This is a genomic window from Streptomyces sp. CB01635 (assembly GCF_002803065.1).
GTDB lineage: Bacteria > Actinomycetota > Actinomycetes > Streptomycetales > Streptomycetaceae > Streptomyces.
In genome coordinates, this window is record NZ_NNBL01000021.1 from 1 (window position 1) to 14,482 (window position 14,482).

Annotated in this window: 12 protein-coding genes; 11 read left to right on the forward strand and 1 reads right to left on the reverse strand. The window is 70.5% G+C overall.

The window, feature by feature from the left end; genetic code table 11:
- The first annotated feature begins 130 nt into the window (after positions 1 to 130).
- Both CG723_RS34205 and rpsD read left to right on the forward strand, forming a co-directional pair.
- The gene (locus CG723_RS34205) at positions 131 to 1,501 is read left to right on the forward strand and encodes a replication-associated recombination protein A (RefSeq protein WP_100597403.1); all 1,371 of its coding nucleotides are present in this window, start codon (positions 131 to 133) and stop codon (positions 1,499 to 1,501) included.
- 367 nt (positions 1,502 to 1,868) lie between these two features.
- Positions 1,869 to 2,483: a 30S ribosomal protein S4 gene (rpsD, locus tag CG723_RS34210; protein ID WP_100597404.1), complete on the forward strand. Its 615-nt coding sequence runs from the start codon at positions 1,869 to 1,871 to the stop codon at positions 2,481 to 2,483.
- 30 nt (positions 2,484 to 2,513) lie between these two features.
- Here the strand turns inward: rpsD and CG723_RS34215 are convergent, their stop codons facing one another.
- On the reverse strand, positions 2,514 to 4,718 hold the full coding sequence (locus tag CG723_RS34215; RefSeq protein WP_100597515.1) for an ATP-binding protein: 2,205 nt from the start codon (positions 4,716 to 4,718) through the stop codon (positions 2,514 to 2,516).
- Positions 4,719 to 4,865: 147 nt separating this feature from the next.
- On the opposite strand from CG723_RS34215, the gene CG723_RS34220 reads away from it, so the two are divergent.
- The 9 genes from CG723_RS34220 to aroB all read left to right on the forward strand — a co-directional run bounded on the left by CG723_RS34220 (position 4,866) and on the right by aroB (position 14,386).
- Entirely contained in the window at positions 4,866 to 5,336 is a 471-nt protein-coding gene (locus tag CG723_RS34220) for a DUF948 domain-containing protein (protein ID WP_100597405.1), read from the forward strand.
- 7 nt (positions 5,337 to 5,343) lie between these two features.
- Entirely contained in the window at positions 5,344 to 5,688 is a 345-nt protein-coding gene (locus CG723_RS34225; RefSeq protein WP_100597406.1) for a DUF6167 family protein, read from the forward strand.
- On the forward strand, positions 5,688 to 8,357 hold the full coding sequence (gene alaS, locus CG723_RS34230; RefSeq protein ID WP_100597407.1) for an alanine--tRNA ligase: 2,670 nt from the start codon (positions 5,688 to 5,690) through the stop codon (positions 8,355 to 8,357). The genes CG723_RS34225 and alaS overlap by 1 nt, the downstream gene beginning before the upstream one ends.
- On the forward strand, positions 8,357 to 8,821 hold the full coding sequence (ruvX, locus tag CG723_RS34235) for a Holliday junction resolvase RuvX (RefSeq protein WP_100597408.1): 465 nt from the start codon (positions 8,357 to 8,359) through the stop codon (positions 8,819 to 8,821). Before alaS ends, ruvX begins: the two co-directional genes overlap by 1 nt.
- A 123-nt stretch (positions 8,822 to 8,944) precedes the next feature.
- Positions 8,945 to 10,630, forward strand: a complete 1,686-nt coding sequence (mltG, locus tag CG723_RS34240; protein WP_199842006.1) for an endolytic transglycosylase MltG — start codon at positions 8,945 to 8,947, stop codon at positions 10,628 to 10,630.
- Positions 10,630 to 11,454 carry a shikimate dehydrogenase gene (locus CG723_RS34245; RefSeq protein ID WP_100597410.1) on the forward strand — a complete coding sequence of 275 codons (825 nt, stop codon included), beginning with the start codon at positions 10,630 to 10,632 and terminating at the stop codon, positions 11,452 to 11,454. The genes mltG and CG723_RS34245 overlap by 1 nt, the downstream gene beginning before the upstream one ends.
- A gap of 144 nt (positions 11,455 to 11,598) precedes the next feature.
- The gene (gene aroC, locus CG723_RS34250) at positions 11,599 to 12,783 is read left to right on the forward strand and encodes a chorismate synthase (protein WP_100597411.1); all 1,185 of its coding nucleotides are present in this window, start codon (positions 11,599 to 11,601) and stop codon (positions 12,781 to 12,783) included.
- Positions 12,784 to 12,812: 29 nt separating this feature from the next.
- Positions 12,813 to 13,295 carry a shikimate kinase gene (locus CG723_RS34255; RefSeq protein WP_100597516.1) on the forward strand — a complete coding sequence of 161 codons (483 nt, stop codon included), beginning with the start codon at positions 12,813 to 12,815 and terminating at the stop codon, positions 13,293 to 13,295.
- Positions 13,292 to 14,386, forward strand: coding sequence for a 3-dehydroquinate synthase (gene aroB / locus CG723_RS34260; protein ID WP_100597412.1), 1,095 nt, complete (start codon positions 13,292 to 13,294; stop codon positions 14,384 to 14,386). The genes CG723_RS34255 and aroB overlap by 4 nt, the downstream gene beginning before the upstream one ends.
- The last annotated feature ends 96 nt before the right edge of the window (positions 14,387 to 14,482 follow it).

A 14,482-nucleotide genomic window follows, 5' to 3' on the forward strand; every position in this document is an offset into this window, starting at 1 on the left:
GCACGTCGGGATCATCGGGATGCTGATCCTGACCCGCTGGTGGGACTTCTGGACCAGCTGAGCCGCGGCCGGGGTCCCTGCTTCACGGGGCCGGGCGGGATTGTCAGTGGGGTGACATAGGGTTTTCGACGTGGAGCCCGACCTGTTCACCGCCGCAGCCGAAGACCGCCAGGAAAAGGACCCGTCCAGCAGCCCCCTGGCCGTCCGGATGCGCCCGCGCACCCTCGACGAAGTCGTCGGCCAGCAGCATCTGCTGAAGCCGGGCTCACCCCTGCGCCGCCTCGTGGGGGAGGGCGGCGGCGGCCCCGCCGGGCCTTCGTCGGTGATCCTCTGGGGCCCGCCCGGCATCGGCAAGACGACCCTCGCGTACGTCGTTTCCAAGGCGACGAACAAGCGTTTCGTGGAGCTCTCCGCGATCACCGCGGGCGTCAAGGAAGTGCGGGCCGTCATCGACGGCGCCCGCAGGGCGCTCGGCGGCCACGGCAAGGAGACCGTCCTCTTCCTCGACGAGATCCACCGCTTCAGCAAGGCCCAGCAGGACTCCCTCCTGCCGGCCGTCGAGAACCGCTGGGTCACGCTCATCGCCGCGACGACCGAGAACCCGTACTTCTCGATCATCTCGCCGCTCCTGTCCCGCTCCCTGCTCCTCACCCTCGAATCCCTCACGGACGACGACCTGCGCGCACTGCTCCGGCGGGCGCTCACCGAGGAGCGCGGTCTCGGCGGCGCGGTCACGCTCCCCGATGAGGCCGAGGGTCACCTGCTGCGCATCGCGGGCGGCGACGCGCGCCGGGCTCTCACCGCCCTTGAGGCGGGCGCGGGTTCGGCCCTCGCCAAGCAGGAGAAGGAGATCACCCTCCAGACCCTGGAGGAGTCCGTCGACCGCGCCGCGGTCAAGTACGACCGGGACGGCGACCAGCACTACGACGTCGCGAGCGCCCTGATCAAGTCCATCCGCGGCTCTGACGTGGACGCCGCCCTGCACTATCTGGCCCGCATGATCGAGGCGGGTGAGGACCCCCGTTTCATCGCCCGCCGCCTGATGATCTCCGCGAGCGAGGACATCGGCCTCGCCGACCCGACGGCGCTGCCCACGGCCGTCGCGGCAGCCCAGGCCGTCGCGATGATCGGCTTCCCCGAGGCGGCGCTCACCCTCAGCCACGCGACGATCGCCCTGGCCCTGGCCCCGAAGTCGAACTCCGCGACGACGGCGATCGGCGCCGCCATGGAAGACGTCCGCAAGGGCCTCGCGGGCCCCGTCCCGCCCCATCTGCGCGACGGCCACTACAAGGGCGCGGCCAAGCTCGGCCACGCCCAGGGATACGTGTATCCGCACGACGTCCCCGGAGGCATCGCCGCCCAGCAGTACGCGCCGGACGCGGTCAAGGGAAAGCGCTACTACCAGCCCACCCGGTACGGGGCGGAGGCCCGGTACGCGGACGTGGCCGAGCGCGTCCGTGAGCGCCTCACCGGCGAGCAGCCGGGCGCGGCGGGCAGCTGACGCCCCGCGTGACCCCGGTCCGCGGCACTCCTCACCACCCTGTAAACTCTCCGAAGCGCTGCGTCTCGCGTCCGGCCCCGGCCGGCACCACCAGAGCGGGACATGCAGCCGGAACCCCGACGCCGCAAGGCATTGGGGATCCAGGAGCGTCGCGCACCGTCGAATAGGTGTCGCGGGCAGCCCACCACCATCCCGGACTTCCGGGAAGCGGTCGGTGGGCCACTCGCGTGCTGCACGTATGTGCCCAGACCAGGGAGCGGCTGCCTGCCCCGTCCGCAAGGACAAGGCGGGTTTCCCCGGCTGCGGATGCGACCTCCCTTAACCCTGGTGAAGCCGTATCCACACAGAACAATGAGGTGTTTGGTTCATGACGAACCAGTCCCGCCCCAAGGTCAAGAAGTCGCGTGCCCTCGGTATCGCGCTGACCCCGAAGGCCGTCAAGTACTTCGAGGCCCGCCCCTACCCGCCGGGCGAGCACGGCCGCGGCCGCAAGCAGAACTCGGACTACAAGGTCCGTCTGCTGGAGAAGCAGCGTCTGCGCGCGCAGTACGACGTGTCCGAGCGTCAGCTCGTCCGCGCCTACGAGCGTGCCGCCAAGACGCAGCTCAAGACCGGTGAGGCCCTGGTCATCGAGCTGGAGCGTCGTCTCGACGCCCTGGTTCTGCGTTCGGGCATCGCCCGCACGATCTACCAGGCCCGCCAGATGGTCGTTCACGGCCACATCGAGGTCAACGGTGGCAAGGTCGACAAGCCGTCGTACCGTGTCCGTCCCGACGACGTCGTGATGGTCCGCGAGCGCAGCCGCGAGAAGCCGCTGTTCCAGGTCGCGCGTGAGGGTGGCTTCGCCCCCGACGGCGAGATCCCGCGTTACCTCCAGGTCAACCTGAAGGCCCTGGCCTTCCGTCTGGACCGTGACCCGAACCGCAAGGAAATCCCCGTGATCTGCGACGAGCAGCTCGTCGTCGAGTACTACGCCCGCTGATCATCCGGCGGACGTAGCACTTCCTGCGTTTCAGCCCGTCGTCTCCCCGCTCTGCACGGTCGGGGAGGCGGCGGGTTCGCGCGTTTCCGGGGCCGGATGCGCGGTACGCGGCCCCGGCACCACCGCCGGCCGCGATGCGGCGTCCCGTCCGAGCGCTCGCTGAACGGCCTCCCCGGGCTCCAGGCGCGCCCCGGCCGCCACGAACGACTCGAACCGTGCGTCGCCGAGGATGGCCCGGGCGTCCGACGCACACCGCTCGTGCGGCGCGTTGTAGTGCGCCGAACCGAACAGCGGCAGCCCCACGGACGGCCAGATCCGGCCCGCGGCGCCCTGGAGCAGAGCCGCCTCACCCGCGTCCCCCTCCGTCACGGTGACGAGCGCCAGCAGCTCGATCGTCAGGACCGTGCCCAGCAGGTCGTGGAACGTGTCACCGATGACGAGGCACTCGCGCAGCAGCTGCCGCGCCCGCACCAGATCGCCCTTGGTCCACTCCGCGTACGCCAGGACATACAGCGCGTATGCCAGCGTCCACCGCTCGCCGTGGTCCTCGCAGATCAGCCGCACGTCCTCGCACAGCTCGACCGCCGCGGCGAGATCTCCCCGGAACGCCACGGCCATCGCCAGCTCGACCTGGCCCATCAGCACGCTGCTGTTCAGCTCACCGATCTCCCGGTAGCCGGCGAGGGCCGTCCGCAGCAGTTCCTCGGCGCGCGGCAGATCGTCCGTGACCAGCGCCAGGCAGCCTCTGCGGTGCTCCGCGTACGCGACCGCCGTGGCGTCGCCCACACGTTCCGCCTCGTCGCGGCACTCCTGGAGTGCGGCCAGCGCGGGCACCGTGTCGCCCTGGAGGATCGCCACATAGCCGAGCACCCACAGCGCCTTCAGCCGGGACCGGGAGTAGTCGCCGTCCTCGCTCTCGGCGTCGAGCCCCACGCTGCGCTCCAGCCAGTGCCGCCCCTCCGACAGACGGCCGCAGCCCGCCCAGAAGAACCACAGCGTGCCCGCGAGGTACTGCCCCAGATGCGTCTCGCCCGGTTCCGTCAGACAGAACTCCAGCGCGGCGCGCAGATTCGGCAGCTCCGCCCCGATCTGCGCCGCCACCTGCGCCTGCCGCGGCGAGAACCAGTCCAGCTCGCACCACGTGGCGAGGCCCATGTACCAGTCGCGGTGCCTGCGCCGCATGCGCGCGGTGTCGCCCGACACCTCCAGCCAGTCCGCGCCGTACGCCCTGACCGTGTCGAGCAGCCGGTAGCGCACCACGGAGTCCGCCTCCTCGCGGATCACCACGGACTGCGCGATCAGCTCGGAGAGCACATCGAGGATCGCTTCGGCGTGCAGCCCGTCCCCGCTGCAGATGTACTCCGCCGCGTCCAGGTCGAACTGCCCGGAGAACACCGAGAGCCGCGCCCACAGCAGCCGCTCCTGCGCCGTGCACAGCTCATGGCTCCAGCCGATCGCCGTCCGCAGCGTCTGATGTCGCGGCAGCGCTCCGCGCGTGCCGCCCGTCAGCAGCCTGAACCGGTCGTCGAGCCGCCCGAGCAGGTCCGCGGACGACAGTGCCCGCAGTCGCCCCGCCGCCAGTTCCACCGCGAGCGGCAGACAGTCGAGCCGCCGGCACACCTCGACGACATCCGTCCGGTTCCCGTCGTCCAGGGCGAAGCCGGGCAGCAGCGCGGCGGCCCGGTCGGCGAAGAGCTCCGCCGCGTCCGCCGTACCGAGCGGCGCCAGCGGGAAGATCCGTTCCCCTTCCACGGACAGGGGCCTGCGCCCCACCGCGAGGATCCGCAGATCCGGTGCCGCACCGAGCAGTTCGGTCACGAGCGGGGCGCACGCGCCGACGAGATGCTCGAACCCGTCGATGACAAGCAGGAGTTGACGCTGTCCGAGGTGGTCGAGAAGGACCTCGCGCTGCGGGCGGCTCGTGTGGTCGGTCAGTTCGAGGGCCGCGGCAAGCGCGTACTCGACCAGATGCGGCTCGCGCACCGTGGCGAGGTCCACCCGCCGGACCGCGTCGCAGCCCAGGTGCCCCGCGGCCACGGCCGCCGCTCTCGCCGCGAAGCGGGACTTGCCGACGCCGCCGGCGCCGGTCACGGTGACCAGGCGAGCCGCCTCAAAAGCTCGCGTGAGCTCCGCGAGTTCATCGGCCCGACCGACGAAGCGGTTGAGCTCGAGGGGGAGGTTGCCGGGCGGGGTGGAACCCTCCGGCCTGTCGGCAGGGCGCAGTTCGCGTCGCATCAGGTACGGAGAGTACTCGTGCGTGTGCAGTCCGTACAATCGGTACGCGCAACTCCGCCCGCGGCGAGGGGTAATCCGGTACGGAGCGCGGACCCCGGCGCGATAGGCTCGGGAGACGACTTTTCGATGTTCAGGAAGCGGTGCTAAGTGTCCGGTGGAGAGGTGGCCGGGATCCTGGTGGCCGTCTTCTGGGCGATCCTGGTCTCCTTCCTCGCGGTGGCTCTGGCGAGGCTGGCCCAGACGCTCAGGGCGACCACCAAGCTCGTGGCGGATGTGACCGAGCAGGCGGTCCCGCTGCTTGCCGACGCCTCCGCGGCCGTGCGTTCCGCACAGACGCAGATCGACCGGGTCGACGCCATCGCGTCGGACGTCCAGGAGGTCACGTCGAACGCGTCGGCACTGTCCTCCACCGTCGCCTCCACCTTCGGTGGCCCGCTCGTCAAGGTGGCCGCCTTCGGCTACGGCGTGCGCCGGGCGATCGGCCGCAAGTCCACGGGTGCCTCCGCAGCCGAAGCGCCCGCCAAGCCGTCCCGCCGCACCGTGATCGTGGGCCGCGCCGTCCCGTCGGCGCGGCGCAGCAAGCGAGCCACGCGGGACAACCCGAGTAAGAGGGACTGACGCAGCGATGTTCCGCCGTACGTTCTGGTTCACCGCGGGCGCAGCCGCCGGCGTATGGGCCACCACCAAGGTCAACCGCAAGCTGAAGAAGCTGACGCCGGAGAGCCTCGCCGCGCAGGCCGCGAACAAGGCGATCGAGGCGGGCCACCGCCTCAAGGACTTCGCCCTCGACGTCCGCGACGGCATGGCCGAGCGTGAGGCCGAACTCGACGACGCACTGGGTCTCAGCGCCCCCGTGGACGCCGAACTCCCCGCGCAGCGCCGCTTCGCCGGCGTCGAGAACCACGTGAAGAACAACCCCAAGTACCTCGAGAACACGACGTACTCGTACAACCGGAATGAGGACCACTGATGGAGTCGGCTGAAATCCGCCGCCGCTGGCTGAGCTTCTTCGAGGAGCGTGGCCACAAGGTCGTGCCCTCGGCGTCGCTCATCGCGGACGACCCGACTCTGCTGCTCGTCCCCGCCGGCATGGTCCCGTTCAAGCCGTACTTCCTCGGCGAGGTCAAGCCGCCCGCCCCGCGGGCCACATCGGTGCAGAAGTGCGTGCGCACGCCGGACATCGAAGAGGTCGGCAAGACGACCCGCCACGGCACGTTCTTCCAGATGTGCGGCAACTTCTCCTTCGGCGACTACTTCAAGGAAGGCGCCATCAAGTACGCCTGGGAGCTGCTCACCAGCTCCGTGGCGGACGGTGGTTACGGCCTCGACCCGGAGAAGCTCTGGATCACGGTCTACCTCGATGACGACGAGGCCGAGCGCATCTGGCACGACGTCGTCGGCGTTCCCAAGGAGCGCATCCAGCGCCTGGGCAAGAAGGACAACTTCTGGTCCATGGGCGTCCCCGGCCCCTGCGGCCCGTGTTCCGAGATCAACTACGACCGCGGCCCCGAGTTCGGTGTCGAGGGTGGCCCGGCCGTCAACGACGAGCGGTACGTGGAGATCTGGAACCTGGTCTTCATGCAGTACGAGCGCGGCGCCGGCATCGGCAAGGAGGACTTCGAGATCCTCGGCGACCTGCCGTCGCAGAACATCGACACCGGTCTCGGCCTCGAGCGCCTCGCCATGATCCTGCAGGACGTACAGAACATGTACGAGACGGACACCCTGCGCGTCGTCATGGACAAGGCCACCGAACTCACCGGTGTCCGGTACGGCGAGAAGCACGACACCGACGTGTCGATGCGTGTGGTCGCCGACCACATGCGCACCTCCGTGATGCTCATCGGCGACGGCGTCACCCCCGGCAACGAGGGCCGCGGCTACGTCCTGCGCCGCATCATGCGCCGCGCCATCCGCAACATGCGCCTCATGGGCGCCACCGGTCCGGTCGTCAAGGACCTCGCCGATGTCGTGATCGACACGATGGGCCAGCAGTACCCGGAGCTCATCACCGACCGCAAGCGGATCGAGACCGTCGCCCTCGCCGAAGAGGCCGCCTTCCTCAAGGCCCTCAAGGGCGGCACGAACATCCTCGACACCGCCGTCACCGACACCAAGGCCGCGGGCGGCACGGTCCTCGCCGGCGACAAGGCGTTCCTGCTCCACGACACCTGGGGCTTCCCGATCGACCTCACCCTGGAGATGGCCGCCGAGCAGGGCCTGTCCGTGGACGAGGACGGCTTCCGGCGCCTGATGAAGGAGCAGCGGGAGCGCGCCAAGGCCGACGCCCAGGCCAAGAAGACCGGCCACGCCAACGTCGGCGTCTACCGCGAGATCGCGGACGCCGCCGGCGCCACCGACTTCATCGGCTACACGTCGACCGAGGGCGAGTCCACGATCGTCGGCCTGCTGGTCAACGGCGTCTCCTCCCCGGCCGCCTCCGAGGGCGACGAGGTCGAGGTCGTCCTCGACCGCACCCCGTTCTACGCCGAGGGCGGCGGCCAGATCGGCGACACCGGCCGCATCAAGCTGGACAACGGCGCGGTGATCGAGATCCGCGACTGCCAGAAGCCCGTCCCGGGTGTCTACGTCCACAAGGGCGTCGTCCAGGTCGGCCAGGTCACCGTCGGCGCCCCGGCCCAGGCCGTCATCGACATCACGCGCCGCCGCTCCATCGCCCGCGCCCACTCCGCCACGCACCTCACGCACCAGGCGCTGCGCGACGCCCTCGGCCCGACGGCCGCCCAGGCCGGTTCCGAGAACCAGCCGGGCCGCTTCCGCTTCGACTTCGGCTCCCCGTCCGCCGTGCCCACGGCCGTGATGACGGACGTCGAGCAGAAGATCAACGAGGTGCTCTCCCGCGAGCTGGACGTCATGGCCGAGGTCATGAGCATCGACGACGCCAAGAAGCAGGGCGCCATCGCCGAGTTCGGCGAGAAGTACGGCGAGCGTGTCCGCGTCGTCACCATCGGCGACTTCTCCAAGGAGCTGTGCGGCGGCACGCACGTGCACAACACCGCTCAGCTCGGCCTGGTGAAGCTGCTCGGCGAGTCGTCCATCGGCTCGGGCGTCCGCCGCATCGAGGCCCTCGTGGGTGTCGACGCGTACAACTTCCTCGCCCGCGAGCACACGGTCGTCAACCAGCTGACCGAGCTGCTCAAGGGCCGCTCGGAGGAGCTGCCGGAGAAGGTCTCCACGATGCTCGGCAAGCTGAAGGACGCCGAGAAGGAGATCGAGAAGTTCCGCGCGGAGAAGGTCCTCCAGGCCGCCGCCGGTCTCGCCGCCGGCGCCACCGACGTACGCGGGATCGCGCTCGTCACGGGCCAGGTCCCGGACGGCACCGGCGCCGACGACCTGCGCAAGCTGGTCCTCGACGTGCGCGGCCGTATCCAGGGCGGACGCCCGGTCGTGGTGGCCCTGTTCACGACGGTCAACGGCAAGCCGCTGACGGTCATCGCCACGAACGAGGCCGCCCGTGAGCGCGGTCTGAAGGCCGGCGACCTGGTCCGCGCGGCCGCCAAGACCCTCGGCGGCGGCGGTGGCGGCAAGCCGGACGTCGCCCAGGGCGGCGGCCAGAACCCGGCCGCCATCGGTGACGCCGTGGCCTCGGTCGAGCGACTCGTCGCGGAAACCGCCTGATGCGACGCGGCCGCCGGCTCGCGATCGACGTCGGGGACGCCCGGATCGGGGTCGCCTCGTGCGACCCCGACGGGATCCTCGCCACGCCGGTGGAGACCGTGCCGGGACGCGATGTCCCGGCCGCCCACCGGAGGCTCCGGCAACTCGTGGAGGAGTACGAGCCGATCGAGGTCGTCGTCGGACTCCCTCGCTCCCTCAAGGGGGGCGAGGGCCCGGCCGCGGCCAAGGTCCGCGCGTTCACCCAGGAGCTGGCCGCCGGGATCGCCCCCGTCGGCGTGCGGCTCGTGGACGAGAGGATGACCACAGTGACGGCCAGTCAGGGGCTGCGCGCCTCGGGCGTGAAGTCCAAAAAGGGCCGGTCTGTCATCGACCAGGCCGCCGCCGTCATCATCCTCCAGCAGGCACTGGAGTCCGAACGGGCGTCAGGTAAAGCTCCGGGCGAGGGCGTCGAAGTGGTCATCTGATCGCGATACGGTAACGTTCCGCGCGACCGGCGGCGTTCGAACAGCTGCCGCACAGCATCAAGAGGCGGAACGGTTGCCCTGCCACCCAGACGCGGCTGCCGCCTCGCGGCTTGTAGGGGATCGATGACTGAGTATGGCCGGGGCCCGGGCTCCGAACCGTGGCACCCCGAGGACCCGTTGTACGGGGACCAGGGGTGGGGGCAGCAGGCCGCCGACGGCCAGCCTGTCTACGGCGGCCAGGGGCAGTACCACCCTCAGCAGCCGCAACAGCATCCTCAGGCCCAGCAGCCGCAGCAGTACGGCGGCGAGTGGGGCACCGGTCAGCACGACCAGTACGGCCAGCAGCAGTACGGGGGCGGCCAGCAGTACGGCGGTCAGCAGCAGGGTGGCGGTCAGCAGTACGGCGGTCAGCAGCAGGGTGGCGGCTGGGACACCGGTCAGCACGGCCATGTCCCGTACAACGCCGACCCGGTGGATCCGTACGGCGGTCAGCAGCAGCCTGTCGCGTACGGCGGTGAGCAGCCGGATCTCTACGGCACCCCCGACGCGTACCCGCCGCCGGAGCCGCCCGGCCGGCGCGGGTCCGCCGCGGAGCCGGAGACGAACTGGGACCCGGGCCCCGACCAGGGTGAGCACGCGTTCTTCGCCGGTGGCGGCGATGACGACGGCGACGACTACGACGACCCGAGTGACCGGGGCAGCCGCCGCGGCCGCGGCGGCAAGAAGCCGAAGAAGCGGCGCAGCGGATGCGCCTGCCTGGTCCTCACCGTGATCTTCGCGGGCGGCGTCGGCGGTGTCGGCTATTTCGGCTATCAGTTCTATCAGGACCGTTTCGGATCGGCGCCGGATTATGCGGGGTCCGGAAACGGCGAACCCGTTTCCGTGGACATTCCCAAGGGTGCGGGCGGCTATGTCATCGGCCAGCGTCTGAAGGACGCGGGCGTCATCAAGAGCGTGGACGCCTTCGTTTCGGCGCAGGAGCAGAATCCACGGGGCAAGTCCATTCAGGACGGCGGATATAACCTCGAGAAGGAAATGTCGGCCGAAAGTGCGCTCGAGATGATGCTCAGCCCGAGCAGCCGGAACAACCTGATCATTGCCGAGGGCCGCCGCAACGTGTGGGTCTACGAGCAGGTCGACGAGCGGCTCGGCATCGCGAAGGGCACGACGCAAAAGGTCGCGCAGAAGGACTACAAGAAGCTCGGTCTGCCCTCCTGGGCCATGAACGAGCCGAATGTGAAGGACCCTCTGGAAGGGTTCCTCTATCCGTCCAGCTACGGCGTCGCCAAGGGCGAAAACCCTGAGACGGTCCTGAAGCAGATGGTGTCGCGGGCGACCGAGACGTACGAGGACTACGGCGTCGAGAAGAAGGCCAAGAGCCTTGGCCTCGACAGCCCGTGGCAGCTGATCACGGTGGCGAGTCTCGCGCAGGCCGAGGGTACGAGCCACGACGACTTCCGCAAAATGGCAGAGGTCGTCTACAACCGTCTCAAGCCCGGCAACGTTCAGACGAACGGAATGCTGGAGTTCGACTCCACGTACAACTACGTCAAGAACCAGAGCAAGATCGACCTGAGCCTCACCGCGCTGCGCAAGTACGACAACCGCTACAACACGTACTACTACAAGGGCCTGCCGCCCGGGCCGATCGGAAACCCGGGTGAGGAAGCTCTGAAGGGCGCCGTCGACCCGACCAGCGACGGTTGGTACTACTTCATCTCGATGGACGGCAAGACCAGCGAGTTCACCAAGACGAACGCGGAACACCAGAAGCTGGTCGACAAGTGGAACGCGTCGAGGAAGAACTGATGCCGGCAATCAGAAGGGCGGCCGTACTCGGGTCGCCCATCGCCCACTCCCTTTCCCCGGTGCTGCACCGCGCCGCCTACGAGGAATTGGGCCTGACGGACTGGTCCTACGACCGCTTCGAGGTCGACGAGGTGGCCCTGCCCGACTTCCTGGCCGGGCTCGGGCCCGAGTGGGCGGGCCTCTCGCTGACCATGCCGCTGAAGCGCGCCGTGATCCCGCTGCTCGACACGATCAGTGACACGGCCGCCTCCGTCGAGGCCGTCAACACCGTCGTCCTCACCGAGGACGGGCACAAGGTCGGCGACAACACCGACATCCCCGGCATGGTCGCCGCCCTCGCCGAGCGCGGCATCGACAAGGTCGAGTCCGCCGCGATCCTGGGCGCGGGCGCCACCGCCTCCTCCGCGCTCGCCGCCCTGTCGCGGATCTGCGCCGGCGAGATCGTCGCGTACGTACGCAGCGACGCCCGCGCCGCCGAGATGCGGGAGTGGGGCGAGCGGCTCGACGTGGACGTGAAGATCGGGAAGTGGTCGGACGCGATGCGTGCCTTCACCGCGCCGCTGGTCGTCGCCACGACGCCCGCCGGAACCACGGACGCCCTCGCCGCCGACATCCCCGAGCGGCCCGGCACCCTCTTCGACGTCGTCTACGACCCCTGGCCGACACAGCTCGCGGCCCGCTGGTCCGGGTACGGCGGAGCGGTCGTCAGCGGGCTCGACCTGCTGGTGCACCAGGCCGTCCTCCAGGTCGAGCAGATGACGGGGCGCGCCTCGGCGCCGCTCGGTGCGATGCGCCGGGCGGGGGAGCGGGCGCTCGCCGGCTGACCCGGACCGTGTCCGTCCTGGCGTCCGTCTGATGGACCGGGGGCCGGGTCGGGTGCGCGGACGTGGGAGGATCGGGGGTGGCGGGCCAGGGCCGCGCACCCGGCCGCGCCATCGCAGTTCGAGGCGCGAGCAAGAGGAGCACCGTTGAGCAGGTTGCGCTGGCTGACCGCTGGGGAGTCCCACGGACCCGCACTTGTCGCGACGCTGGAGGGACTTCCCGCCGGCGTGCCGATCACCACGGAGATGGTGGCGGACCACCTGGCCCGGCGGCGGCTCGGCTATGGACGCGGCGCGCGGATGAAGTTCGAGCGCGACGAGGTGACCTTCCTCGGCGGCGTGCGCCACGGCCTGACCATGGGTTCGCCGGTCGCGGTCATGGTGGGCAACACCGAGTGGCCCAAGTGGGAGCAGGTCATGTCGGCCGACCCGGTCGACCCCGAGATCCTCGCCGATCTGGCGCGCAACGCGCCGCTGACCCGGCCCCGCCCGGGTCACGCCGACCTCGCCGGCATGCAGAAGTACGGCTTCGACGAGGCCCGGCCGATCCTGGAGCGGGCCTCTGCCCGTGAGACGGCGGCCCGCGTCGCGCTCGGCGCCATCGCCCGCTCCTACCTCAAGGAGACGGCCGGCATCGAGATCGTCAGCCACGTCACCGAGCTGGCGAGCGCCAAGGCGCCCTACGGCGTCTACCCGACCCCGGCCGATGTCGACAAGCTCGACGCCGACCCGGTGCGCTGCCTGGACGCGGATGCGTCGAAGGCGATGGTCGCGGAGATCGACCAGGCCCACAAGGACGGCGACACCCTCGGTGGCGTCGTCGAGGTCCTCGCCTACGGCGTGCCGGTGGGCCTCGGCTCGCACGTGCACTGGGACCGGCGTCTGGACGCCCGCCTCGCGGCGGCCCTCATGGGTATCCAGGCCATCAAGGGCGTCGAGGTCGGCGACGGCTTCGAGCTCGCCCGCGTGCCCGGCTCGAAGGCGCACGACGAGATCGTGACGACGGCCGACGGCATCAAGCGCACGTCGGGCCGCTCCGGCGGCACCGAGGGTGGCCTCACCACCGGTGAACTGCTGCGTGTGCGCGCCGCGATGAAGCCGATCGCGACGGTCCCGCGCGCGCTCGCCACCATCGACGTGGCGACCGGCGAGGCCGCGAAGGCCCACCACCAGCGCTCCGACGTGTGCGCGGTCCCGGCCGCCGGCATCGTCGCCGAGGCCATGGTCGCGCTCGTGCTCGCCGACGCCGTCGCGGAGAAGTTCGGCGGCGACAGCGTCCCCGAGACCCGGCGCAACGTGCAGTCGTACCTCGACCACCTCCAGATCCGGTGACCGGCCCGCTGGTCGTACTCGTCGGCCCGATGGGCGTCGGCAAGTCCACGGTGGGGGAGCTGCTCGCCGAGTGGCTCGGCTGCCCCTACCGGGACACCGACGCGGACATCGTGGCCGCCCAGGGCCGCACCGTCGCGGACATCTTCGTGGACGAGGGCGAGCCCCACTTCCGCGCACTCGAACGGCAGGCCGTGCGCGAGGCCGTCGCCGGGCACACCGGTGTGCTCGCGCTCGGCGGCGGAGCGATCCTCGACGAGTCGACGCGCGCGCTGCTGGCCCCGCTCCCCGTCGTCTATCTGTCGATGGACGTCGAGGAGGCGGTCAAGCGGACCGGTCTCAACACCGCCCGTCCGCTGCTCGCCGTCAACCCGCGCCGCCAGTGGCGCGAGCTGATGGAGGCCCGCCGCCACCTGTACACCGAAGTCGCCCGCGTCGTCGTACCCACCGACGACCGCACCCCCGAAGAGGTCGCCCGCGCGGTCCTCGACGCCCTGGAGTTGAAGAAGGCATGACCGAGCAGCAGGTGACCCGGATCCAGGTCGGCGGCACAGCCGGTACCGACCCGTACGAGGTCCTCGTCGGACGTCAGCTCCTCGGCGAACTCGGCGGCCTGATCGGCGACTCCGCCCAGCGCGTCGCGATCATCCACCCGGAGGCGCTCGCCGAGACCGGTGAAGCGCTGCGCGGCGACCTCGCCGACCAGGGTTTCGAGGTCGTCGCCATCCAGGTGCCCAACGCCGAGGAGGCCAAGACCGCAGAGGTCGCCGCCTACTGCTGGAAGGCGCTCGGCCAGTCCGGCTTCACCCGCACCGACGTCATCGTCGGCGTGGGCGGCGGCGCCACCACGGACCTCGCCGGGTTCGTGGCCGCGACGTGGCTGCGCGGGGTGCGCTGGATCGCCGTGCCGACCACCGTGCTCGGCATGGTGGACGCGGCCGTCGGCGGCAAGACCGGGATCAACACCGCCGAGGGCAAGAACCTCGTGGGGTCCTTCCACCCGCCGGCCGGCGTGCTCTGCGACCTCGCGGCCCTCGACTCGCTGCCGGTCAACGACTTCGTGTCCGGGCTCGCGGAGATCATCAAGGCCGGCTTCATCGCCGACCCGGCGATCCTCGACCTGATCGAGTCCGACCCCGAGGCGGCGCGCTCCCCGCAGGGCCCGCACACCGCCGAGCTCATCGAGCGCTCCATCAAGGTCAAGGCCGAGGTCGTCTCCGGCGACCTCAAGGAGTCGGGCCTGCGCGAGATCCTCAACTACGGGCACACCCTCGCGCACGCCATCGAGAAGAACGAGCGGTACAAGTGGCGGCACGGCGCCGCCGTTTCCGTCGGCATGCACTTCGCCGCCGAACTCGGCCGTCTCGCCGGACGCCTGGACGACGCGACCGCCGACCGGCACCGCACCGTCCTCGAGTCCGTCGGGCTGCCCCTGAGCTACCGCTACGACCAGTGGCCCAAGCTCCTGGAGAACATGAAGGTCGACAAGAAGTCCCGCGGCAACCTGCTGCGGTTCATCGTCCTCGACGGCCTCGCCAAGCCGACGGTCCTCGAAGGGCCCGACCCGGCCGTGCTCCTGGCGGCGTACGGCGAAGTGGCCGAATAGCTCCCGTCTTCGGGCACTTCGCGACCTCCCCGGCCGTTCACACAACGGCGGCCGGGGAAGGTACCGTTCGGTAGCGCCTTGTTCGCCGGCGCCAGT